At 68.1% G+C, this 23097-nt stretch carries 20 protein-coding genes; 10 read left to right on the forward strand and 10 right to left on the reverse strand.

Annotated elements, in window-relative coordinates; translation table 11 throughout:
- The 3 genes from ACE3TQ_RS21270 to ACE3TQ_RS21280 all read left to right on the forward strand — a co-directional run.
- A partial coding sequence (locus tag ACE3TQ_RS21270) for a transketolase C-terminal domain-containing protein (RefSeq protein WP_374584743.1) occupies positions 1 to 642 on the forward strand: 642 nt, incomplete at its 5' end.
- A 178-nt stretch (positions 643 to 820) separates the two neighbouring features.
- A complete protein-coding gene (locus ACE3TQ_RS21275) occupies positions 821 to 1204 on the forward strand; it encodes a glutaredoxin family protein (protein ID WP_374584745.1) in 384 nt (127 codons plus the stop codon).
- A gap of 21 nt (positions 1205 to 1225) precedes the next feature.
- Positions 1226 to 1411, forward strand: coding sequence for a hypothetical protein (locus ACE3TQ_RS21280; RefSeq protein WP_374584747.1), 186 nt, complete (start codon positions 1226 to 1228; stop codon positions 1409 to 1411).
- A gap of 3 nt (positions 1412 to 1414) precedes the next feature.
- Here the strand turns inward: ACE3TQ_RS21280 and ACE3TQ_RS21285 are convergent, their stop codons facing one another.
- A complete protein-coding gene (locus ACE3TQ_RS21285; RefSeq protein WP_374584749.1) occupies positions 1415 to 2518 on the reverse strand; it encodes a hypothetical protein in 1104 nt (367 codons plus the stop codon).
- A gap of 104 nt (positions 2519 to 2622) precedes the next feature.
- Here ACE3TQ_RS21285 and ACE3TQ_RS21290 point away from each other — a divergent pair, with 104 nt between their 5' ends.
- Positions 2623 to 3345, forward strand: coding sequence for a M48 family metalloprotease (locus tag ACE3TQ_RS21290; protein WP_374584751.1), 723 nt, complete (start codon positions 2623 to 2625; stop codon positions 3343 to 3345).
- Positions 3346 to 3348: 3 nt separating this feature from the next.
- Here ACE3TQ_RS21290 and ACE3TQ_RS21295 read toward each other — a convergent pair whose 3' ends face one another.
- On the reverse strand, positions 3349 to 4590 hold the full coding sequence (locus ACE3TQ_RS21295) for an SGNH/GDSL hydrolase family protein (RefSeq protein ID WP_374584753.1): 1242 nt from the start codon (positions 4588 to 4590) through the stop codon (positions 3349 to 3351).
- A 101-nt stretch (positions 4591 to 4691) separates the two neighbouring features.
- Between ACE3TQ_RS21295 and ACE3TQ_RS21300 the strand changes: the two genes are divergently transcribed.
- Positions 4692 to 5588 carry a LysR family transcriptional regulator gene (locus ACE3TQ_RS21300; RefSeq protein WP_374584755.1) on the forward strand — a complete coding sequence of 299 codons (897 nt, stop codon included), beginning with the start codon at positions 4692 to 4694 and terminating at the stop codon, positions 5586 to 5588.
- Here ACE3TQ_RS21300 and ACE3TQ_RS21305 read toward each other — a convergent pair.
- Positions 5585 to 6139 carry a cob(I)yrinic acid a,c-diamide adenosyltransferase gene (locus ACE3TQ_RS21305; RefSeq protein WP_161026499.1) on the reverse strand — a complete coding sequence of 185 codons (555 nt, stop codon included), beginning with the start codon at positions 6137 to 6139 and terminating at the stop codon, positions 5585 to 5587. The genes ACE3TQ_RS21300 and ACE3TQ_RS21305 overlap by 4 nt on opposite strands.
- A 130-nt stretch (positions 6140 to 6269) precedes the next feature.
- On the opposite strand from ACE3TQ_RS21305, the gene ACE3TQ_RS21310 reads away from it, so the two are divergent.
- From ACE3TQ_RS21310 to glcF, 3 genes are read left to right on the forward strand one after another with little or no spacing between them, the layout of a single operon-like run.
- Positions 6270 to 7724 carry an FAD-linked oxidase C-terminal domain-containing protein gene (locus ACE3TQ_RS21310; protein WP_374584757.1) on the forward strand — a complete coding sequence of 485 codons (1455 nt, stop codon included), beginning with the start codon at positions 6270 to 6272 and terminating at the stop codon, positions 7722 to 7724.
- Between the two features lie 2 nt (positions 7725 to 7726).
- Positions 7727 to 8791: a glycolate oxidase subunit GlcE gene (gene glcE, locus ACE3TQ_RS21315; protein WP_374584759.1), complete on the forward strand. Its 1065-nt coding sequence runs from the start codon at positions 7727 to 7729 to the stop codon at positions 8789 to 8791.
- Position 8792: 1 nt separating this feature from the next.
- Entirely contained in the window at positions 8793 to 10043 is a 1251-nt protein-coding gene (gene glcF / locus ACE3TQ_RS21320; protein ID WP_374584761.1) for a glycolate oxidase subunit GlcF, read from the forward strand.
- On the opposite strand, the gene ACE3TQ_RS21325 is transcribed toward glcF, so the two are convergent.
- From ACE3TQ_RS21325 to ACE3TQ_RS21345, 5 genes are read right to left on the reverse strand one after another with little or no spacing between them, the layout of a single operon-like run.
- Positions 10040 to 11023: an HD domain-containing phosphohydrolase gene (locus ACE3TQ_RS21325; protein WP_374584763.1), complete on the reverse strand. Its 984-nt coding sequence runs from the start codon at positions 11021 to 11023 to the stop codon at positions 10040 to 10042. The two genes, glcF and ACE3TQ_RS21325, sit on opposite strands and share 4 nt — an antisense overlap.
- Positions 11020 to 14019, reverse strand: coding sequence for an MHYT domain-containing protein (locus ACE3TQ_RS21330; protein ID WP_374584765.1), 3000 nt, complete (start codon positions 14017 to 14019; stop codon positions 11020 to 11022). Before ACE3TQ_RS21330 ends, ACE3TQ_RS21325 begins: the two co-directional genes overlap by 4 nt.
- Before the next feature lie 20 nt (positions 14020 to 14039).
- Positions 14040 to 14525, reverse strand: coding sequence for a glutathione peroxidase (locus tag ACE3TQ_RS21335; RefSeq protein WP_374584767.1), 486 nt, complete (start codon positions 14523 to 14525; stop codon positions 14040 to 14042).
- Positions 14525 to 15661: a PilT/PilU family type 4a pilus ATPase gene (locus ACE3TQ_RS21340; protein ID WP_374584769.1), complete on the reverse strand. Its 1137-nt coding sequence runs from the start codon at positions 15659 to 15661 to the stop codon at positions 14525 to 14527. Before ACE3TQ_RS21340 ends, ACE3TQ_RS21335 begins: the two co-directional genes overlap by 1 nt.
- Positions 15662 to 15669: 8 nt before the next feature.
- Positions 15670 to 16713, reverse strand: coding sequence for a type IV pilus twitching motility protein PilT (locus tag ACE3TQ_RS21345; RefSeq protein WP_374584771.1), 1044 nt, complete (start codon positions 16711 to 16713; stop codon positions 15670 to 15672).
- A 56-nt stretch (positions 16714 to 16769) separates the two neighbouring features.
- Between ACE3TQ_RS21345 and ACE3TQ_RS21350 the strand changes: the two genes are divergently transcribed.
- On the forward strand, positions 16770 to 17477 hold the full coding sequence (locus ACE3TQ_RS21350) for a YggS family pyridoxal phosphate-dependent enzyme (protein WP_374584773.1): 708 nt from the start codon (positions 16770 to 16772) through the stop codon (positions 17475 to 17477).
- Positions 17478 to 17480: 3 nt separating this feature from the next.
- Complete coding sequence (gene proC, locus ACE3TQ_RS21355) at positions 17481 to 18320, forward strand: pyrroline-5-carboxylate reductase (protein WP_374584775.1); 840 nt, start codon at positions 17481 to 17483, stop codon at positions 18318 to 18320.
- A 20-nt stretch (positions 18321 to 18340) separates the two neighbouring features.
- On the opposite strand, the gene ACE3TQ_RS21360 is transcribed toward proC, so the two are convergent.
- Positions 18341 to 20572, reverse strand: a complete 2232-nt coding sequence (locus tag ACE3TQ_RS21360; protein WP_374584777.1) for an ATP-binding protein — start codon at positions 20570 to 20572, stop codon at positions 18341 to 18343.
- 111 nt (positions 20573 to 20683) lie between these two features.
- Positions 20684 to 23077, reverse strand: coding sequence for a TonB-dependent receptor (locus tag ACE3TQ_RS21365; RefSeq protein WP_374584779.1), 2394 nt, complete (start codon positions 23075 to 23077; stop codon positions 20684 to 20686).
- Between the last annotated feature and the right edge of the window lie 20 nt (positions 23078 to 23097).

A 23097-nucleotide genomic window follows, 5' to 3' on the forward strand; every position in this document is an offset into this window, starting at 1 on the left:
CTGGACCGCGCCGGCCTGGTGGGCGCCGACGGCGCGACCCACGCCGGCAACTACGACCTGGCCTATCTGCGCTGCATCCCGAACATGGTGGTGATGGCGCCGTCCGACGAGAACGAATGCCGCCAGATGCTGACCACGGCCTACCACTATCCCGGCCCGGCCGCCGTGCGCTATCCGCGCGGCGCCGGCATCGGCGCCAGCATCCAGCAGGAACTGACGTCGCTGCCAATCGGTAAGGGCGAGATCCGCCGCAAGGGCCAGAAAATCGCCATCCTGGCCTTCGGCTCGATGGTGGCGCCGTCGATGGGCGCGGCCGACCTGCTGAACGCAACCGTGGCCAATATGCGCTTTGTGAAGCCGCTGGACGTGGAGCTGGTCAAGCAGCTGGCTGCCGAGCACGACTACCTGGTGACGGTGGAAGAGGGCTGCGTGATGGGCGGCGCCGGTGCCGCCGTGGCGGAAGCGCTGGCGGCGGAAGGCATTTGCAAGCCGATCCAGATGCTGGGCCTGCCGGACAAGTTCATCGACCATGGCGACCCGGCCAAGCTGCTGGCGCTGGTGGGCCTGGATGCCGCCGGCATCGCGGCCTCGATCAAGGCGCGCTTCGGCGACGAGCCGCGCCTGGTGGTCAACAACGGCTGATCCAGCCGGCCTGCATGAAACGGCGCTGCGGCGCCGTTTTTTTTCGCCTATCACATTGATAGTGTTGCAACATTGCCTCGGTGTACATCTTTCAGCTTGAGCAACCCGGACTCTTCCATTAACGTTGGCAGCGGCGTTCGTTATTCATTTGTCGAGTATCCATATGAGCAAAGGTACGATGATCAAACACCTGAAAACCCTGGGCATGTATGCCCTGATCCTGGCCGCCGGCCTTGGCGTAGGCGTGGGTGTGGCCAAGGTGCCCAGCCTGCTGAAGAAGGATTATGTGCAGGGCGATTACAGCGCCTATTACGCACAGCACAAATCGAAGGTGGTGTTGTACGGCACCGAAACCTGCCCGTACTGCGCCAAGGCGCGCGAGTACTTCAAGCAGAACAAGATCGCCTATGTCGACCTGGATGTGAGCAAGCCGGGCGCGGCGCAGCAGGAGTTCAAGAATTTCGGCGGTAGCGGCGTTCCCATGCTGCTGATTGGCGACCGCCGCATCAACGGCTTCATCCCGAAAGTGATTGAAGAAGCACTGAAAACCCAAACCAATTAATACGTTTTTTGGAGGAATGCGATGATCAAGAAGTTTGCCATGTTCCTGTTTGCCGCTGGCCTGGCGGCCGGCGCCTACGCTGCCGGCTCGCCTGAGTGCTACGATGCCTGCTCCGTCGAACTTGATGAGTGCGTGGATGCCGGCGGCCACTGGTACAACTGCCGCGCCGATTTCTTCGCTTGCAAGAAGGCTTGCGACGCGCAGTAACAGTCAGGGGAGGCGCGCCACGCGCAGCGTTGGCGCCTCTTTGTCACGGGCGTCGAGCGTGACGGCGTAACGGCCGGCCTGCTCGACCTTCAGCTTCAGGCTCTTGCCGCGTTTTTCCAGCGGCGCGGCCACATCTTCCGCCAGCTGGCGCTTGTCGCCGTCGCCTTGCGCGCCCAGGTTGATGGCGCGCAGGCCGCGCGTGCCGACCTTCAGCGAGTGGGTTCCTTTTTCCAGCTCCAGTTCCAGCGTGTAGGTGCCGTCGTCCAGTTTGCGCAGCGGCTGGCGCTGGTCGCGTTCATTGATCGCGCCGGAGACGAACAGGGTTTGCAGCCAGGGGTTGGCTTTCTCCTCCTCCGTCAATTCGGGCGCGTAGCGCAGCTCGATGCGCGCCTCGTCGGACCAATCCGCTTCCGCGATCGGGGCCTGGAAGCTGAAGTCGTGCGCGTCCAGCGTCAGGCGCCGTTCGCCATCGACGATCTGCGCCCCGTCCAGCGCGCGCAGGCTGGCAAACCAGAAGTTGACCTTCTTCTTGTTGAAGCTCATGTCGCACCAGTTGGTGGTCATGGCGACCGTGTTGACGAAGAGCGTCAGCATCAGGCCGATTTCCTTTTTGCCGATGGCGACGATCACCTGGCATTCCAGGCGCAGGTCGCCCAGGCGGCGCACATTGTCCGGCAGGCCGGGCGTGCGCACTTCGGGACGGCCTTTCAGCACGCCTTTCTTGCGGTTCAGGACCAGGTCGGCGTCGTCGTCGATGGCCGACTCCACGCGCGGCACGGTGAAAGTACCGTCGGCCGCCACCGGCACCGGAATCGGGTCGCCATTGCCGACGATGCGCAGGTAGATGGGATCGGCGGCTGCGGCGTCGGCGGCAGCCTGTTCGGCACCCGACTGCGGCGCCAGGCGGAAGCGCAGGGCCGGCACGGCTGGCGCCAGCGCGTGGTGTTTGTCGAAGGCATCCAGGCCCGCCACCACGGCACGGTAGGAACGCATGTCCGGGTTTTTGACGCCCTGCACCTCGACGCTTGGGGTGGTGTCCTGGGCGCCAGCGCCGGCGGCTGCACAGGCGAGCAGGGCGGCGAATACGAATTGTTGAATTTTTTGCATGGGCGCAGTCTAACAGAGCGCGCCGGGCCTTGCACCTGGCGGTCGCGTCGCCTAAATTGGTATAAATAGTTTATCCAGTTTGGGGTGGACGGATGCGCTGCCTGATGCTTGCTTTATTGTCGCTAGCCACGCAGGCCGTGGCGCAGGTGCCCGATTCGGGGCGCTGGCAGGAGCTGCGCTTTCCGGCGGAAGCGGTGGCGCTGCGCGCCGAAGACAGCTTCATCGAGCTGACCGTGGCGCTGGCTGCCGCCGGGAAGCTCGACCGCGACCGCGCCTTGCTGGCGCGCGTGCAACGCATCACCGGCGGCCTGGTGCGCGCTGCCGGTGCGCTCAAGCCCGATGCGGCGGCCTGGGCCTGGGAAGTGCATCTCACCGACGATGCTGCGGTGGAGGCGGAGAGCCGGGCCGGCGGCAAGCTGCTGCTGGGGCGCGCCTTCCTGGCACGGCTGGTGCTGGAGGACGACGAACTGGCCTTCCTGCTGGCGCATGAAATCGCCCATGCCGTGGCGGAGCACGCGCGCGAAACCTTGTCCGAAGCCTTGCTGGACAGCCGGCGCGACCTGCCGCTCGATGTGGTGGAAGAGCGCCTGGCGTCCGATATCCCCTTGCAGTTCCGTCTGTCGCGGCTGGCGGCGATCCAGGAGCGCGAGGCCGACCAGCTGGGCATCCTGATCGCGCACCGTGCCGGCTGGCCCTGCGACGCCGCCCTGCGTTTCTACGGCAAACTGGCCGCCGACGACGCCGGCGCCTCCCTGTTCGCCAGCCACCCCAGCGGAGCTTCGCGCCTCAGCCTCGCCAAGGGCATGTCGCGCCTGCTGGGCGATTAAGCGTCACAGCTGGAGCACTTCCTTGCTGGCCCGCGCCATTTCGGCGTAGCCGGCGTCGCTCGGGTGCAGGTGGTCGCCGCAGTCGTAGGCCGGCAACAGGCGCGCCGGGTGGGCGGGATCGCGCAGGCGCAGGTCGAAGTCGACCACGGCATCGAACTCGCCGCTGTTGCGTATCCAAGCGTTCACCTCCTGCCGCACGCGGTCTTTGGCGGCGCTGTGGTAGCCCTCCAGCGGCGTGCCGTGCAAGGCGCCTTCGAAGGGCAGCAGGGTGCCGCCAACAATCCTGACCTGCTGCGCGCGCGCGGCGGCGATCAGGGCGCGGTAGCCCGCGACCAGTGCAGCGGCGCTGGCCGGCGCTTCGTGCGGCGCGAAAGCGCTGCCCTGCCAGCCGATGTCGTTGATCCCCAGCAGCACGATGACCGTGTCCACGCCCGGCTGCGCCAGCACGTCGCGCTGGAAGCGGGCGATGGCCTTCTCACCCATGCCGTCCGCCAGCAGCCGCGCGCCGGAGATGCCGGCGTTCACGATGGCGACGCGGCCGGCCTGCCCGGCCTGGTCGGCAAGGTCGGCCAGCTGGTCGGGCCAGCGCCGGTTGCGGTCGGGCGTAGAGCCGTTGCCGTCCGTGATCGAGTCCCCCAGCGCGACAACGGTGCGCCGCGCCGGGCCCGCCACCTGCACGGCACTGAGGAAGGCGCGCCCGGCCAGGGCCTGGGCGCCCGCCATGCCGGCGGCGCCGACGTGCTTGCCGCGCTTGGCGAAAGCCGTCTGCTGCGCGCCCCAGTGGAAGGTGTCGACCGGCGTGCGCTGCGGCAGCCAGGTCGACACCACCAGGCGCTGGCGCGCCGCTACCGGCAGCCGCGCCGCATCGCTGGTGGCGGACTGTCCCGGCGCAATGGTCACGCCGCGCCGGCCGCCGAAAGTCAGCGCCACGCCGGCCCCGTCCTGCCGCGCGGACGCCGCCGCTGCGCCGCTGTCCAGCGCCGGAGCCACGCCCGCCGCCCCGATGACGAGCGGCGTCCTGCCATACAGGTTAGACCAGGTGACGCGCACCTGCGCCCCGCCCACGCTGGTGCGCACGGTCTCGCGTACGGTCTGCCCGTCCAGCACCGCGGGCATCATGGTCGGCAAAGCAAATTCGGCACCCCAGGAGGGCATCGGCGCGGCATACCAGGTGGTACGCCATTCCTGTGCGTGGACGGTGGCGGCGGCCAGCACGGTGGCCAGTGTAAAGAGCAGGCGTTGCATGGTGTTCTCCATCTCGATTAAGGTGGAGCCATGGTCGTGTATTCCAGTGTGGACTGGTAGTGAGCAAAACAGACTATAGTTAAGTCTAAAATGGAATAACTATGGATACCCTACGTTCCCTCCACTGTTTCGTGCGCGCTGTCGAACTGGGCAGCCTGTCGGCTGTCGCCCGCGAGCAGCACACTACGCAATCGAACATCAGCAAGATCGTCGCCGCGCTGGAAGAAGACCTCGGCGTACGCCTGCTCGAGCGCAGCACCGCCAGCCTGTCGCCCACCATGCCCGGCCGCCGCTTCTACGAACGCGCGCGCGGCGTGCTGGAAGAATATGCCGACGCCGTGGCCGACGTGCGCGGTGAAAGGGCCGCCGCCAGCGGCGTGTTGCGTATCAATGCCCCGGTCGCGCTGGGCCAGTTCTGCCTCAACGGCTATGTACGGGACTTCCTGCAGCAATACCCCGGCATCGAAGTCGAGCTGATCCTGAACGACCGCATGGTGGACATGGTGGAGGAGGGCGTCGACATCGCCGTCCGCCTGGGCGGCGAGCTGCCGCCGAATGCGGTGGCGCGCCGCATCGGCGCCTCGCCGCGCCTGCTGGTCGCCGCGCCGTCCTACCTGAAAGCGCGCGGCACGCCGCGAACGCCGGAAGATCTGGCGGCGCACGACTACGTCCGCTTCGCCTGGGCCAGCAGCGGCGATGCGCTGGCGCTGACGGACGGCGCGCACAGCGTCACTATCGCCACGCATGGCCGCTACCGCGTCAACAATGCCCTGGCCATCCGCGACACCCTGGCCGCCGCCGGCGGCATCGGCCTGTGCCCGGAATGGCTGGTGCACGACCTGCTCGCGCAACGCAAACTGCGGCGCGTACTGCCGCGCTGGCAGGGCAGCGCGCAGGAACTGCACCTGCTATACCCGAGCCGCCGCTACCTGCCGCACCGCGTGCGGCTGATGCTGGACTACCTGCAGCAGCGCTTCAGCGAGCAGCCCGGCTATTAACCGCGCTTGCGGTCGTGGTGCCACAGCACGTCGCTGCCGCCGGCAAAGCGGTTCAGCACGCGGGCCAGAACGAACAGCAGGTCGGACAGGCGGTTCACGTACTGGCGCGGGAAGTCGTGGATGGTTTCGACCTTGCCCAGGGTGACGATGGCGCGCTCGGCGCGGCGGCAGACCGTGCGGCAGACGTGCGACACCGCTGCGGCGCGCGAGCCGGCCGGCAGGATGAATTCGGTCAGCGCCGGCAGGGTGGCGTTGTACTTGGCCAGCAGCGCGTCCAGTCGCTCCACATGCTCTTCCTTGATCATCTGGTAGCCGGGAATGCACAGCTCACCGCCCAGGTCGAACAGGTCGTGCTGGATCGAGACCAGCTCTTCGCGCAGGTCGTCCGGCAGCGGCTCGGCCAGCAGCACGCCCAGGTTGGAATTCAGCTCATCGACTTCGCCGATGGCCTGGATGCGCACGTTGTCCTTGTCCACGCGCGAGCCGTCGCCCAGCCCGGTGGTGCCTTTGTCGCCAGTGCGGGTGGCGATTTTGGAGAGTCGGTTACCCATTGCAGCCTCAAATTGTCCATAACGGTGGCAGGATACGACAAATTACCAATGGTTGGGCGGGGAATTCCACGGTGCGGCGGGATTTGATCTTACAATGAATTAAGAAAAATACCATCCACCCCGGGAACCCATGAACAGCACTGCCGTCGTCGCCGCCTTGCGTGCGGCCCTGCCGCCATCGAGCGTGCTGTCCGCCACCGAGGATACGCGCCCCTACGAGTGCGACGGCCTGTCGGCGTATCGCCAGCTGCCGCTGGCCGTCGCCTTGCCGGCCGACGAGGCGCAGGTGCTGGCTGTGCTGAACATTTGCCGGGACTTCCAGGTGCCGGTCGTGCCGCGCGGCGCCGGTACCGGCTTGTCGGGCGGCGCCATGCCGATCGAGGGCGGGGTCGTGCTCTCTACCGCGCGCATGAACCAGGTGGTGCGCCTGGATGCCTATGCGCGCACGGCGGTGGTGCAGCCGGGCGTGCGCAACCTGGCCATTTCGGAGGCGGCCGAGCCGTATGGCCTGTATTACGCGCCCGACCCCTCGTCCCAGATCGCCTGCACCATCGGCGGCAATGTGGCGGAAAACTCGGGCGGCGTGCATTGCCTGAAGTATGGCCTGACCGTGCACAACGTGCTGCGCGTGCGCATGGTGAGCATCGAGGGCGAGGTGCTGGAGCTGGGCAGCGAGGCGCTCGATGCGCCGGGCCTGGATTTGCTGGCCGCCGTCATCGGGTCGGAGGGCATGCTGGGCATCGTGACCGAGGTCACCGTCAAACTGGTGCCCAAGCCGGCCTGCGCGCGCGTCATCATGGCCTCGTTTGGCGACGTGGTCACGGGCGGCAATGCGGTGGCGGCGGTGATCGCGGCCGGCATCATTCCGGCGGGGCTGGAAATGATGGACCGCACCTCGGCGCGCATGGTGGAGCCGTTCGTGCGCGCGGGCTACGACACCGAAGCCGCCGCCATCCTGCTGTGCGAGGCCGACGGCACGGCCGACGAGGTGGAGGAGGAGGTGGCGCGCATGAGCGCCGTGCTGCAGGCGGCCGGCGCCAGCGCGGTGCAGGTGTCCGGCAGCGAGGCCGAGCGGCTCAAGTTCTGGTCCGGCCGCAAGAATGCGTTTCCGGCGGCGGGCCGCATCTCGCCGGATTATTACTGCATGGACGGCACCATCCCGCGCAAGCACCTGGCGCGCGTGCTGCTCGGTATCGAGGAGATGGAAGCGCGCTATGGCCTGCGCTGTGCCAACGTATTCCATGCCGGCGACGGCAACCTGCATCCGCTGATCCTGTTCGATGCCAACCGGCCCGACGAGCTGCAGCGCGCCGAAGCCTTCGGTGCCGAGATCCTGGCGCTGTGCGTGGCGGTGGGCGGCACCATCACCGGCGAGCATGGCGTCGGCATCGAGAAGATCGATTCGATGTGCGTGCAGTTCAGCGATGCGGAACTGGCGGCCTTCCTCGAGGTCAAGCGCGCTTTCGATCCCTTGTCGCTGCTGAATCCGAACAAGGCCATCCCCACCCTGAACCGCTGCGCGGAGTTCGGCAAACTGCACGTGCGTGCCGGCCGCTTGCCGCATGCGGGCCTGCCGAGGTTCTGAGCATGGATGCCATCCTTGACCAGTTCCGCGCGCGCATCCTGGCGGCCAGCCGCGACGGCACGCCGCTGCTGTTGCGCGGCGGCGGCAGCAAGGACTGGTACGGCCAGCATGTGGCGGGCGACGTGTTCGATACCCGCGCTTATGCCGGCGTGGTCGACTACGAGCCGACCGAGCTGGTGATCACGGCGCGCTGCGGCACGCCGCTGGCGGAGATCGAGGCTTTGCTGGCGCGGCATGGGCAAATGCTGGCGTTCGAGCCGCCGCGCTTCGGCGCCGCTTCCACCATCGGCGGCGTGGTCGCCAGCGGGCTGTCGGGGCCGCGCCGTGCGGCGGCGGGGGCCGTGCGCGATTTCGTGCTGGGTGCGCAGCTGATGGACGGGCGCGGCCAGCTCCTCTCGTTCGGCGGGCAGGTGATGAAGAACGTGGCGGGTTACGACGTGTCGCGCCTGCTGGCCGGCTCGCTTGGCACGCTGGGGCTGATCACCGAGGTCTCGCTCAAGGTGCTGCCGCTGCCGCTGCGCGAAGCAACCATCCGCTTTGCGATGGACGAGATGGCGGCCTTGCGCTGCATGAACGAGTGGGCCGGCCAGCCGCTGCCGATATCGGCCACCTGCTGGCATGACGGCGTGCTGAGCGTGCGCCTGTCGGGCGCGCAGGCGGCGCTGAAGGCGGCCCTGGCGCGGCTGGGCGGCGATGCGCTGGCAAATGGCGAGGCCTTCTGGGCCAGCCTGCGCGACCAGCAGCGCGACTTCTTCGCCGCGCCGGGCGAAATGTGGCGGCTGTCGCTGCCATCGGCCGCCAGCGCCCTGGTGCTGCGCGGCGAGCAGCTGATCGAATGGGGCGGTGCGCAGCGCTGGCTGCGGGTGGAGCAGGGCGTGGCTGCGGATATCCGGCGCGTCGTGGCGGCGGCCGGCGGCCATGCCGCGCGCTACCGTGCAGGCGGCGCGGCGCTGGGCGCGGGCAGCGGCGCCTTCCATCCGCTGGCGCCGGCGGTCGCGCGCATCCATGAACGCCTGCGGGCCGCCTTCGACCCGGCCGGCATTTTCAACCGGGGGCGGATGTACTGATATGCAAACCACGCTGGCAGACTTCATCAAGGGCACGCCCGAGGGCGAAGAGGCGGAGGCGATCCTGCGCGCCTGCGTGCACTGCGGCTTCTGCACCGCCACCTGTCCCACCTACCAGCTGCTGGGCGATGAGCTGGACGGCCCGCGCGGCCGCATCTACCTGATCAAGCAGGTGCTGGAGGGGGCGCCGGTCACCGCCAGCACCCAGCTGCACCTGGACCGCTGCCTGACGTGCCGCAGCTGCGAAAGCACCTGCCCGTCCGGCGTGCAGTACGGCCGCCTGGCCGACATCGGCCGCAAGGTGGTGGAGCAGCGCGTGCCGCGCCGCCTGCCCGAGCGCATCAAGCGCTATGTGCTGAAGCAGGCCTTGCCGCGCCAGTGGCTGTTCAATCCGGCGCTGCGCGTGGGCCAGGCCTTAAGGCCGCTGCTGCCCGGGGCCGTGCAGGACAAGCTGCCGCCGCGCCGCGCGGCCAGTGTGTGGCCGGCGCGCGCGCATCCGCGCACCATGCTGGTGCTGGACGGCTGCGTGCAGCCCGGCCTGGCGCCCAATATCAACGCGGCCGCCGCGCGCGTGTTCGACACCCTCGGCGTGCAGCTGCTGGCGGCGCCGGCGGCCGGCTGCTGCGGCGCGCTGCGCTTCCACCTGAACGACCAGGCGGCGGCGCTGGACGATATGCGTCGCAATATCGATGCCTGGTGGCCGCTGCTGGGGCGCGCCGAAGCGATTGTGATGACGGCTTCCGGCTGCGGCGTGACGGTCAAGGAGTACGGCCACCTGCTGGCGCACGACGCGGCCTACGCCGGGAAGGCGGCGCGCATCAGCGCCATGACGCGCGACCTGAGCGAGGTGCTGCCGGAGTTCGAAGCGGAACTGGCGCGGCGCGTACAGGCGCGGCGCGGCGCCGGCGCGGCAGCGGAGCCGGTGGCCTGGCATCCGCCCTGCACGCTGCAGCACGGCCAGCAAATCCGCGGCAAGGTGGAGCGGCTGCTGCGCGCCATCGGCGTCGAGGTGCGCCTGTGCCGCGATGCCCACCTGTGCTGCGGCTCGGCCGGGACCTATTCCTTGCTGCAGCCGGAGCTGGCGCGCCAGCTGCGCGAGCGCAAGCTGGCGGCGCTGGCCGAGACCGGCGCGGCGCGCATCGTGTCGGCCAATATCGGCTGCCTGAACCACCTGCAGTCCGGCACCGCCACGCCGGTCGAGCACTGGATCGAGCTGGTCGACCGCGCCCTGCATGCCGGCCCGGGCGGCTAGCGCTCGGCCCACTTCTCCATGATCTGGGTGACCTCGGGCAGCTGGTCGAGGAACAGGTCGACCAGGCGCGGTTCGAAGTGGCTGCCGCGCTGGTCGCGCAGCCAGGCGCAGGCGTCTTCCAGCTTCCACGCCGGTTTGTAGGGGCGCACCGAGGTCAGCGCGTCGAACACGTCGGCCACCGCCACGATGCGGCCGGCCAGCGGGATGTCTTCGCCCGCCAGCTTATTCGGGTAGCCGCTGCCATCCCATTTCTCATGGTGGGCCAGGGCCACGTCGTGCGCCACCGCCAGCAGGCCGCTGTCGTGGCGGCCGATGATGTGGGCGCCGATATTCGGGTGGGTCTGCATGACCTGCCATTCCTCCGCGGTCAGGCGGGCCGGCTTTTGCAGGATGTGGTCGGGAATGCCGATCTTGCCGATGTCGTGCATCGGCGCCGCCACGAACAGGTCGTCGACCTCGTCGTCGTCCATGCCGCAGCCTTGTGCGATCAGGCGCGCGTAGTGGCTCATGCGGATCACGTGCAGGCCGGTTTCATTGTCCTTGTACTCGGCGGCCAGGCCGAGGCGCTGCACGATGGCGAGGCGGCTGGCGCGCAGTTCATCCATGCGCACCAGCGACAGGTGCAGCTTGACGCGCGCCTTGACCACGGCCGGGCTGATCGGCTTGCTGATGAAGTCCACCGCGCCCGCTTCGAAGCCGTCCACTTCGTCGGCGCTGTCGGTCAGCGCGGTGACGAAGATGACGGGAATCGGGGCCGTGAGCGGATTGGCTTTCAGGGCGCGGCACACGTCGTAGCCGGTCATGCCGGGCATCATCACGTCCAGCAGGATCAGGTCCGGCAGCTCGTTGGCGGCCAGCTCGATGGCGCGCGCGCCATCCTTGGCGAACAGCAGGCGGTAATGGTCCTGCAGCACTTGCCGCAGCAGTTGCAGGTTGGTGGATTCGTCGTCCACCGTCAGGATTGTGGCTTGTTTCGTCATGGGCTAATCCTTTGCAACAGCGTCTGCAGGCGGCTGCGCGCGTTGTCGAAATCAAAGTCGTCGACGGCGCGCTGCAGGCCGTCCAGTTGCGCCTGCGGCACCTTGCCGCGCAGGCAGTCGGTCAGTTCGGCCAGCACCTGCTGGTCGAAACTGCCGCGCTCGAGCGATTGCAACAGGGCCGTGCCCAGGGCCTGGACCTGGGCATCCGCGCACCCGGCTGGCGCTGCCGCTTCCGCGTCGGCTGGCGCGGCCGCGCGCAGGCCGGCCGCGCGCGCCGCAGCGAGGGCCGGGCCGAACTGGGCCAGCGCCTTGCCGGCGGCCGCGTCCTGCGCCGCCGTGTCGCTGCCGTGCAAGGCCGCTTCCAGCTGCGCCAGTGCTTCGGCCAATAGTTCCAGGCCAAGGTTGGCGGCGGCGCCGCGCACCTGGTGCGCCAGGGTCAGGGCGGCATGCGGCTCGCCCTGCTGCAGCAGGCGCGCCAGTTCGTCGGCGCTGGCCGCATAGCGTTCCGCAAAGCCGTGCAGGGCGCGCTGGTAGGCGGCCGTGTTATCGGCCCAGCGATGCAGGCCGCGCGTGGTGTCCAGCACCTGGGTTGCCGCCGCCGCCGGCGTGGCCGGGCGCGGGGTGCCGGCCGGCATGCCCAGCACGCGCGCCAGTTCCGCCGTCAGCGCGGCCAGGTCCACCGGCTTGGTGGTGAAGCCGTCCATGCCGGCTTCGCGCGTGGCTTCGCGGTCGCGTTCCAGCACGCTGGCGGTCATGGCGATGACCGGCGTGCGGGCCCGGCCCTTGGCCGCCTCCCCGGCGCGGATGCGCTGCGTCGCCTCCAGCCCGTCCATGCCCGGCATCTGCACGTCCATCAGGATGGCATCGAACTGCGCCTCGCACACCAGTTTGACCGCCATCGCGCCGTCGTTGGCGCCGGTCACGGTGTGGCCCAGCTTGGACAGCAGCAGCATCAGCACTTCCAGGTTCTGCGGCACGTCGTCCACCGCCAGGATGCGCAGCGGCGGCAGCAGGATGGCCTGGCGGCTCGCATTCACCGGCCCGCTGCGCGCGGCCAGCAGGGGCAGCAGCACGTGGAAGGTGCTGCCCTGGCCCGGCGTGCTTTCCACGCGCAGGCTGCCGCCCATCAGTTCCGTCAGCTGCTTGCAGATGGTGGTGCCCAGGCCTGTGCCGCCGAAGCGCCGGTTCATCGAGGCGTCGGCCTGCACGAAGGGGTCGAAAATCGCGTCGATGCGGTCGGGGGCGATGCCGATGCCGGTGTCGCTGATGGTGAAATGTAGCAGCTGGCGCTCGCCGGCCTGTTCGGCGTGGACGGCCAGCGTCACTTCGCCCTCGCCGGTGAATTTGATCGCGTTGTCCAGCAGGTTGGTCAGCACCTGGCGGATGCGCAGCTCGTCGCCGTGCAGCCAGGTGGGCAGCGCCGGATCGTAATGCAGGTGCATGGCCAGGCCCTTGCTGCGCGCCGTGTTGCCGAGGGTGGAGGACAATTCATCGACCAGGGCCAGCAGGTTGAAGTCGTGCAGTTCCAGCTCCACCGCGCCCTTGTCCAGCTTGGCGGTGTCGAGGATGTCGTTCAACAGCCGCAGCAGCGAACGGCCGGCGCTGCGCACCGTATCGAGGTGGCGCCGCTGCGAGGCGCTCAGTTCGCCCTGCAGCAGCACGTCGGTGAACCCGAGGATGGAGTTCATCGGCGTGCGGATTTCGTGGCTCATATTGGCCAGGAAGGCCGCGCGCGCGGCGGCGGCCTGCTCGGCGCGGTCCTTGGCCTGGCGCAGGTCCTGTTCCATCACGCGCCGGTTGCTGATATCGAGGATGACGCCGTCCAGCCACAGGATTTCGCCGTGTTCATCGGTCACCACGGCGCCGTTTTCCCACATCCAGTGCGTGCTGCCGTCGCGGTGGATGATGCGGTACTCGAGCGTGAAGGGGCGCTGTTCGGCCAGCGCCGCATCGAGACCGCGCGTCACGGCCGGCAAGTCGTCCGGGTGGATCAGTTCACCGAACAGGCGTTTGGGCGGGTCGCCCAGGAAATCGGCCGGTGGATAACCGGTCATGTTTTCCACCGCGTCGCTGACGAAGAGCATGGGCCAGTTGGGCAGGTTCAGGCTGCGGTAGGCAATGCCGGGCAGGTTGCCGACCAGGGTGCGCAGCTGCTGTTCGCTGGTGCGCAGGGCCTGTTCCAGCTCGCTCACGTGGCGGAACAGGGCGCGGTAGCGCAGCATGCCGTTGGCCGACACCACCAGCGCGGTCAGCAGCGCGGTGACCAGGGTCACGGCCAGCGCCAGGAAGCCGGCGTTGGCGATGCCGCTTTGCGCATCGTAGGGCGCGCGGCCGACAAAGCGTGCCGCCGCCATGCCGGTGTAATGCATGCCGGCGATGGCGCAGCCCATGATCAGGCCGGCCAGCACCAGGGTGCCGCGTTCGCCGATGCGCGCGCGCAGGCTGCGCACGCCGCGCAGGCCGACATGCACCCACAGCGCGAGGCAGGCCAGCGCCACCGCCACCACGATCGAGAGGGCGAACATCCATGGGTCGTAGCGCAGCTCGAGCGCCGAGCGCATGGCGGCCATGCCGGTGTAGTGCATGGCGCCGATGCCGGCGCCGACCAGCAGGCCGCCCACCAGCAGGCTGCGCGTGCTGATGCGCTGGCGCCCGATCAGCGACAGTGCCACGGCCGACGCGGCCAGGCTGGGCAGCATGGACAGCACGGTGGGACCGGGCGCGTAATGCACCGGCGTGCACAGGTTGAAGGCCAGCATGCCGATGAAGTGCATCGACCAGACCCCGCTGCCCAGCGCCAGGCTGCCGGTGCTCAGGGCCGCCATGCGCAGGCCGAGCTGGCCGGCGCGCGCCGCCTGGGACGCCATCTGCAGCGCCATGGTGGCCGAGAAGGCGGCCACCAGCACCGACAGCAGCACCAGCCAGGGATCGTAGATGCCGTAGGTGAGCAGCGCCGGGTCGGCGGGCGGGGAAAAGAGCTCGATCAGCGCTTGCATGGCGTGCCCGCGGCGCTATCCTATTGGGCCAGCAGCTTGCGGATCTCGTCCGCCAGGTCTTCCGGCTTGGTGGTCGGGGCGTAGCGGTCGTGGATGCTGCCGTCCTTGCGGATCAGGAACTTGGTGAAGTTCCATTTGATGCCTTCCGTGCCGAGGATGCCGGGCGCATTCTTCTTCAGGTGCTTGTAGAGCGGGTGCGCGGCGTCGCCGTTGACCTCGATCTTGGCGAACAGGGGGAAGGTGACGCCGTAGTTCTTCTCGCAGAAGGCGCCGATTTCGCCCGCATCGCCGGGCTCCTGCTGGCCGAACTGGTTGCAGGGGAAGCCCAGCACTTCGAAGTCCTGGCCGGCGAACTGCTTGTGCAGTGCTTCCAGGCCCTGGTACTGCGGCGTGAAGCCGCATTTGCTGGCGGTATTCACGATCAGCAGCACCTTGCCCTTGTACTGCTGCAGGTCCACGGGTTGGCCGGACAGGCTGTCGGCGCTGAAGTCATATACGGTAGTCATCAGATGATCCCCAGGTGTTCGGTGCCGGCCGACAGGTCGCGGTTCTTGGCTTCCTTCGATTCCAGCTTGATGGCCAGGCGCAGGTCGTTGACCGAATCGGCGTTGCGCAGCGCGTCCTCGTAGGTGATGGCGCCGGCCTCGTACAGGTCGAACAGGGCCTGGTCGAAGGTCTGCATGCCCAGTTCGCGCGAGCGCTTCATCAGCTCCTTGATCTCGTGCACCTGGCCTTTGAAGATCAGGTCCGCGATAAGCGGCGAGTTGAGCATGATTTCCACCGCCACGGCGCGCCCCTTGGCGTCCTTTTTCGGGATCAGGCGCTGCGAGATCATGCCCTTCAGGTTGAGCGACAAGTCCATCAGCAGCTGCTGGCGGCGCTCTTCCGGGAAGAAGTTGATGATACGGTCGAGCGCCTGGTTGGAGCTGTTGGCGTGCAGGGTGGCCAGGCACAGGTGGCCCGTTTCGGCGAAGGCGATGGCGTGGTCCATGGTCTGGCGGTCGCGGATCTCGCCGATCTGGATCACGTCCGGCGCCTGGCGCAGGGTGTTTTTCAGCGCCACTTCCCAGTCCTCGGTATCGACGCCCACCTCGCGCTGGGTGACGATGCAGTTGCGGTGCGGGTGCACGAATTCGACCGGGTCTTCAATGGTGATGATGTGGCCGTAGCTGTTCTCGTTGCGGTGGCCGACCATGGCCGCCAGCGTGGTCGATTTGCCGGAGCCGGTCGCGCCCACCATGATCACCAGGCCGCGCTTGGTCATGATCACGTCCTTCAGCACCGGCGGCAGGCCCAGTTCGTCGAAGTTGGGAATCGAGCTGTTAATGGTACGCAGCACCATGCCCACCGAGCTCATTTGCACGAAGGCCGAGACGCGGAAGCGTCCCAGGTCGCCCGGGCTGATGGCGAAGTTGGCTTCCTTGGTCTGCTCGAAGGAGGCGGTCTGCTTGTCGTTCATGATCGAGCGCGCCAGGTCGGCCGTGTGGGCCGGGGTCAGCGCCTGCGCCGAGACCGGCGTCATCTTGCCGTCGATCTTGATGGCCGGCGGGAAGCCGGCGGTGATGAACAGGTCCGAACCTTTTTTGCTGACCATCAGGCGCAGCAGGTCGAACATGAATTTTGATGCCTGGTCGCGTTCCATAGTGAGAATCAGCCTGGGAAGTTGTCGGGGATCTTGGCGGCGGCGCGCGCGGCGGCCGAGGAGATCACGTTGCGGCGGACCAGGTCCGTCAGGTTCTGGTCCAGCGTCTGCATGCCGACGTTGTTGCCGGTCTGGATCGAGGAATACATCTGCGCGATCTTGGCTTCGCGGATCAGGTTGCGGATGGCCGGGGTGCCGATCATGATTTCGTGCGCAGCGACGCGGCCGGAGCCGTCCTTGGTCTTGAGCAGGGTCTGCGAAATGACGGCCTGCAGCGATTCCGACAGCATGGCGCGCACCATTTCCTTTTCCTCCGCCGGGAACACGTCGATGATACGGTCGATGGTCTTGGCGGCGGACGAGGTGTGCAGGGTGCCGAACACCAGGTGGCCGGTTTCGGCCGCCGACAGCGCCAGGCGGATGGTTTCCAGGTCGCGCAGTTCGCCCACCAGGATGGCGTCCGGGTCTTCGCGCAGCGCCGAGCGCAGCGCATTGTTGAAGGACAGCGTGTGCGGGCCGACTTCGCGCTGGTTGATCAGGCACTTTTTCGATTCGTGCACGAATTCGATCGGGTCCTCGATGGTCAGGATGTGGCCGTACTCGTTTTCGTTGAGGTGGTTGATCATGGCCGCCAGCGTGGTCGATTTGCCGGAGCCGGTGGGGCCGGTCACCAGCACCAGGCCGCGCGGCTTGAGCGCGAAGTCGGCGAAGATCTTCGGCGCGTTCAGTTCTTCCAGCGACAGGATCTTGGACGGAATGGTACGCAGCACGGCGGCGGCGCCGCGCTCCTGGTTGTAGGCGTTGACGCGGAAGCGCGCCAGGCCCGGAATGGCGAAGGAGAAGTCGCATTCCAGCATTTCTTCGTATGCCTTGCGCTGGCCGTCGTTCATGATGTCATAGATCATGCCGTGCACGTCCTTGTGCTCCAGCGGCGGCAGGTTGATGCGGCGCACGTCGCCGTGCACGCGGATCATCGGCGGCAAGCCTGCCGACAGGTGCAGGTCGGATGCCTTGTTCTTTACGGAGAATGCGAGAAGTTCGGAAATGTCCATTTATAATCCCTGTGCTTTTTTGATAGCCAAAAGCCTTGGCCCTGTCTCATTCGATTATGTCCACAATAGCCCATAACTTGCAAGTTGTTACTGAAGCAATTAGCGTTGCTTCGCAAGAAGCTCAGCGCGCGCCCGGTGCGGTCCAGCTGCTGGCCGTTTCCAAGACCTTCCCGGCGCAGGCAGTGCTCGAAGCGGTGCTGGCGGGGCAGCGGGCATTTGGCGAGAACTATGTGCAGGAAGGCGTGGAGAAGATCCATGCGGTGGCGCAGGCGCGCGGCTGCACGCCGCTGGAGTGGCACTTTATCGGGCCGATCCAAAGTAACAAGACGCGTCTTATAGCGGAAAACTTCGATTGGGTGCACACGATTGAACGCGAGAAGATCGCGCAGCGCCTGTCCGAGCAGCGCCCGGCTGCGCTGCATCCGCTGCAGGTGTGCATCCAGGTGAATACCAGCGGCGAGGCCAGCAAGAGCGGCGTGCTGCCGGGCGAGGCGGCGGCGCTGGCGCGGGCGGTGGCGGCGCTGCCGCGGCTGCAGCTGCGCGGCCTGATGGCGATTCCCGAACCGGAGGACGATTTTGACCGGCAGCGCGCGGCCTTCCGCGTGCTGCGCGAACTGTACGAGCAGCTGCGCGCGGACGGCATCGCGCTCGATACGCTGTCGATGGGCATGTCGGCCGATATGCGCGCGGCGATCCACGAAGGGGCGACCATCGTGCGCGTGGGCAGCGCCATTTTCGGCGCGCGCCAATACAACAAAGGATAAGTGATGAAGATTGCATTCATTGGCGGCGGCAATATGGCGGCCGCGCTGATCGCCGGCCTGGCCGGCAAGCTGGTACCGGGCGCGAATATCCATGTGGTGGACCCGAACCCGGCCTCGCTGGAGGCGCTGCAGCGCCAGTACGGCGTGACCGTCGCGGCCGCGCTGGCGGACAGCGCGGCGGGCGAGGCCGAGGTGCTGGTGCTGGCGGTCAAGCCGCAGGTGATGCATGAGGTGACGCAGCAGCTGCTGCCGCTGCTGCAGGCGGCGCAGGCGGCCGGGCGCACGCCGCTGGTGCTGTCGATCGCGGCCGGCATCCGTGCCGCCGACCTGGCGCGCTGGCTGGGCGGCTACCAGGCCATCGTGCGCACCATGCCGAATACCCCGGCCCTGATCGGCATGGGCGTGACGGGCATGGTGGCGTCGGCCGGCGTGAACGCGGCGCAGCGCGCGGCGGCGGACCAGATCCTGCGCGCCGTGGGCGCCACCGTGTGGCTGGACGATGAGTCGCAGATCGATGCGGTGACGGCGGTGTCCGGCAGCGGCCCGGCCTATGTGTTCTATTTCATCGAGGCGATGCAGCAGGCGGCCGGTGAGCTGGGCCTGACGGCCGAGCAGGGCAGGCAGCTGGCCCTGGCCACCTTCACCGGCGCGGCGCAGCTGGCCGCGCAGTCGGCCGACCCGGTGCCGGTGCTGCGCGAGAAAGTCACCTCGAAAGGCGGCACCACCTACGCCGCGCTGACCAGCATGGAGGCGAGCGGCGTCAAAGCCGCCATCATCGACGCCGTCAAGGCCGCTGCCGCGCGCGGCAAGGAATTGGGCGAACAGCTCGGCAGCGCCGGCTGATTCCAGCGCCGCGCCGCGTCTCAGGCGCCGGCCAGGCGCCGCAGCAGGGCAGCCAATCCGTCTTCCAGCGGCTTGGCCAGCGGGGCGACGGCGGCCAGCTGCTGCGCGTCGGCCAGCGCTTCGACGCGGCTGCACAAGGCCGCCAGCTCGCGCGCGCCAAACAGGGCGGCGCTGCCCATCAGGCTGTGCGCCTGCAGCGCCACCGCCGCCGCGTCGCCGTCGGCCAGGCCCTGGCGCAGCGCCGCCAGCTGGCGCGGCGCTTCCGCCATGAAGGCCGCGCGCACCGCCGCGCTGCCGGCGAAGGCGCCGTGGGCGGCATGGCCGGCCTGCGCTGCCGCCAGGCCGGGCAGGCCGAACATCGCGTCCAGCTCCGCCTGGCGCGGCGCCGCCTGCGTTCCCTGCACCTCCAGTGCCAGCAAGGCGATCTGGCGGCCGATTTCCGCATGCAGGCTGGCTTCGTCGATCGGCTTGGGCAGGAAGCCGTTTGCCCCGGCTTCCATGAAGCGCTGCCGCTCCTCCTCCGCCGCGTTGGCGGTCAGCGCCACCACCGGCACGCCGGGCTGGCGCACGCCGCCGGCGCCGGCGCGCAGCAGGCGCAGGGCCGCGATGCCGTCCATGCGCGGCATGCGGCTATCCATGATCACCAGTTCGAAATCCTGCTGCGCCAGCAGGGCCAGTGCCGCCGCGCCATCCTCGGCGATGGTCACGCTGTGCCCCATCTCGGACAGCAGCTCGCGCAGGATGATCTGGTTGGTGCTGCCGTCCTCCGCGCACAGCAGGCGCAGGCGCACGCCGTGCGGCGCCAGCGTTTCGGCCGGGCGCGCCATGGCCGGCTGGCCCGCCTGCAGCGGCAGGCGCACTTCGAACTCGCTGCCGGCGCCAGGCTCGCTGCGCACCGAAATCTGGCCGCCGAAGGTGTCGACAATCAGTTTGCAGATCGCCAGTCCCAGCCCGGCGCCGCCGTACTTGCGCGAAGTCGCTGCGTTGCCTTGCTCGAACTTGCCGAACAGGCGGCCGATCGCCGCGCGCTCGATGCCGATGCCGGTATCGCGCACCGCCAGCACGATCCCGCCGCCGGGCTGCGGCCGGGCCGACAGGCGCACTTCGCCGCGTTCTGTGAATTTAACGCCATTGCCCACCAGGTTCATGACCACCTGGCGCAAACGCACCGGGTCGCCGCGCCACCACTGGCCCAGCTCCGGGTCCAGTTCTGCCACCAGCGATATGCCTTTGGTTTCGGCGCGGTCGGCCAGCAGCGCCACCACGTCGTGCAGCAGGGCGGGCAGGTCGAAGTCGATGCTTTCGAATGGCATCTTGCCCGCTTCCAGGCGCGAGAAGTCGAGGATGTCGTTGATGATGTGCAGCAGGACTTCGGCATTGCCAAGCCCGATGCGCAGCTTGTGGCGGGTATCGGCCGACAGCGTGCCGTCGCGTTTGGCCAGGCGCAACATGCCGATCACCCCGCCCAGCGGCGTGCGCACCTCGTGGCTGATCATGGCCAGGAACTCCGACTTGAGCTCATTCGACTCTTCCGCCGCGCGCCGCGCCGCCATCGATTCGCCCAGCTCGGCCTCGCGCGCCTGCAGCATGGCGACCTGCTTTTGCAGCGCCTCGTGCACCGCGCGCTGGCGTTCCAGCGCGCCGGCCAGCCCGTGCAGCAGGTAGGCGCAGGACACCACCAGCACCGCCGCCACCAGCAGGAAGTTGATCGATACGATAGTCCAGTGCACCGCCATGCTGACTTCCAGCTGGCGCATGCCGGGATCAATGCCGCCCCAGTAGCCGGCCGCGAACAGGGTGGCGCTGCACCAGGGCAGGGCCAGCAGCGCGGGGCGGATGCCGAGCAGCACGGTGCACAGCACCGGCACCGCCAGCAGGTAGGGCTGGGTCAGGGGCCCGAGCGAGAACAGCTGCACCACCGCCAGCAGGTAGCAGATGGCGAGGAAAGTCAAGGCGCGCAGGCCGAAATCAATGGAGCGGCCCGCATGCAGCATGCCGACGCAGCCAAGCGCCACCACGTCGGCCGCGATCAGGCTCCAATGCCCCTGCTGCAGGCTGCCCCAGATGCTGGGCACCATGGTCACCAGTCCGAGCCAGAAGGCGACAGCGCACAGGCCTTTGAGCAGGTTGTTGCGCCAGGTTTGCAGCTTGTCGGCGCTTTGATTCAGGACGTCCAGGCGCCGCGCGAAGAAAGCCCCTGGTCCGGCGCCTTGCGCCGGCCGTCCTGTGAGGGCTGGATCGGGGAACGACATTGCGGCCGTGGGAATTGGTGAAAAGGGTTGATTCTACTACACGTGAATTTTCACCAGTGACACGCGGCGGGAGCCCGCGCGGCCTGCGCCGGGCTCCGCCAGGCCCCCGCCTCACATGTTCAGGCGCAGCTCCACCCCTACCTGGCGCGGGCGGTTGACCATGGCATAGGGTGTGCCGAGCAGGCCGGTGGTCATGTTGCCAATGCTGGTGACATAGCGCTTGTCGAACAGGTTGTTGACGAACAGCGCCACCGCCCACTTGTGGCTCGCCGCCTCGTAGCCGGCGCGGAAGTCGGTGCGGTGGGTGGCGCTGCCGGCGCGGAAGCGCGGCGTCACCAGGCAGGCGCCCTGCAGCGCGTCGGCATTGCAGCGCGTTGCGCCGGTGTAGGCATGCTGCAGGGTGAAGTTCATGTCGCCGCCGGCCACGCCGCGCAGCCAGTAGTCGGCGCCCAGGGCGGTGGTCCATTTCGGCGTGCCCACCGGCTGGCCATCGAGCTTGATGCCGTCGCTGGTAGTGAAGGTCTTGTAGGTCTGGTCGATATAGGCGGCGCTCATGTTCAGGCGCAGGTCGCGCGCCGGCTGCCAGCGCGCTTCGAAGTCCAGGCCGTGCGCTTCCTGGTCGCTGCTGGTGACCTGGTAGGTGGGGATGGCGGAGCCGTTGTTGACCAGGGCCAGCGACTGCAGGTTGCTGAACTTGTAGTGGTAGAGCGAGGCGTTCACCAGCAGCTTGTACTGGCGGTAGTAGTTCTTCATGCCCACTTCATAGTTCCACACCTTTTCCGGCTCGTAGCTGGCGTTGACCTGCAGCGCATTGAAGCCGCCCGACTGGTAGCCTTTGGAGACGGAGCCGTACACCATCATGTCGTCATTGAGCTTGTAATCGAGCACGGCGCGCGGGCTGGTGTCGTTCCACTTGTTGCGCTTCTCCAGCGGCTTGGCGGTGGCGCCGGGGCTGGTGAACTCGATATTCTGGCCCATGGCGCCGAGCGCCATCATCATTTCCATTTCCGATATGGCGCCCATGGCGACCAGGGCGTCGAAGAATCCCAGCCCTTGCAGGCGCTGGACCGAGGCGTCCAGGGCGTTGGCCGTGCGCAGCGGGCTATACCAGCTGAAGCGCTTGTCGTCGCGCGTGTAGCGCACGCCGGTGGTCAGGTTCAGCTTGGGCGCCAGGTGCCAGATCACGTCGCCGTAGATGGCGCTGGCCTTGTAGCGGCCCGCCACGTGCATGTCCTCCTGCCACGGGTTGCCCAGCAGGCCGGCCGGGATGCCGGCCATGGCGGCCGCGCCTTCCAGCAGGCTGAAGACGGGCAGGTTGGCCACGTTGCCGAAAATGGTGTCGAGCGTGTTGGTATTGGTGTTGACCTGGCTGGTCTGGTTGGCCTTCTCGTGGTAGAAGCTCAGGCCCGTGACCCAGTCGGCCAGGCCGGTATTGCCGGACAGGCGGAACTCCTGCTGCCAGCTGCGGTTGCGCTCCGCGTTTTCCGTGTCGACGTAGTGCGTGATGCGGTTGGTGCCGTCGTTGTCCTGCCGGTTGCGCGAATCGAAGCGGCGCACGCCGGTGGTGGAATTGAAGGTGGCCCAGCCGAGCGGGACTTCGATGCGCAGGGTGCCGCCGCGGAAATCGCGCGTCTCGCCGTTGTTGGCGGCGTCGTTGTAGACCGGGGCCGTGCGCGGGTCGAGGTAGCTGGCGGGATTGACCGGCAGCGACGGCACGCCCGCCACCAGGCCGATGGCGGGGCGCGCCATGTGGTCCAGCTTTTCCGCTTCGACCGATAGCAGCACCTTGGCGCGCGCCGGGGCATCCCAGCGCAGGGTGGCGCGCACGCCGCTGTCGGTGCCGTGCTGCAGCGAGGCGCCGGTGGCGGCATCCTTCAGCCAGCCGTCGCTGCCGTGGTGCACGGCCGTGATGCGCAGCGCCGTGCTGTCTGACAGCGGCGCATTGGCCAGCAGCTCCACGTTGCGCGTCTTGTATTTGCCGTAGCGCAGGCGCGCTTCCAGTTCGTTATCGCGGCCCGGCTCGCGCGTCACCACCGAGATCGCGCCGGCCGCGCTGTTGCGGCCGAACAGGGTGCCCTGCGGGCCCTTCAGCACCTCGATGCGCTGCACGTCGTTGAAGTTCATGACCGCGCCGCCGGTCTTGCCCGCATATACCCCGTCGATGTACACGCCGACCGGGGCGTCGGTGCCGATGCCGAAGTCGCCGGTGCCGATGCCGCGCAGCGACATGGAGGGCTGGGTCGGCTGCTCGGCACTGACCGACAGGCCGGGTATGTAGCCGTTCATCTCCGCCAGATTGGGCGAGGCCAGCTTGTCGATCTGGTCGGCGCCGATGATCTGCAGCGCGATCGGCACGTCCTGCGCCTGCTGCGTGCGGTTCTGCGCCGTGACCACCACGACGTGGGTTTCCTCTTTCGGCGGCTGCTCGGCGGCGGCGGCCGCGCCGCAGCAGGCGAGCAAGGCGCTGGAAATGCTGGACGACAGGACTTTCTGGCGAAGCTTCATGCGGTCTCCCCTCGGTTGGA

Source organism: Pseudoduganella sp. (assembly GCF_041914865.1).
In the GTDB taxonomy this organism is placed as follows: Bacteria; Pseudomonadota; Gammaproteobacteria; order Burkholderiales; family Burkholderiaceae_D; genus Rugamonas.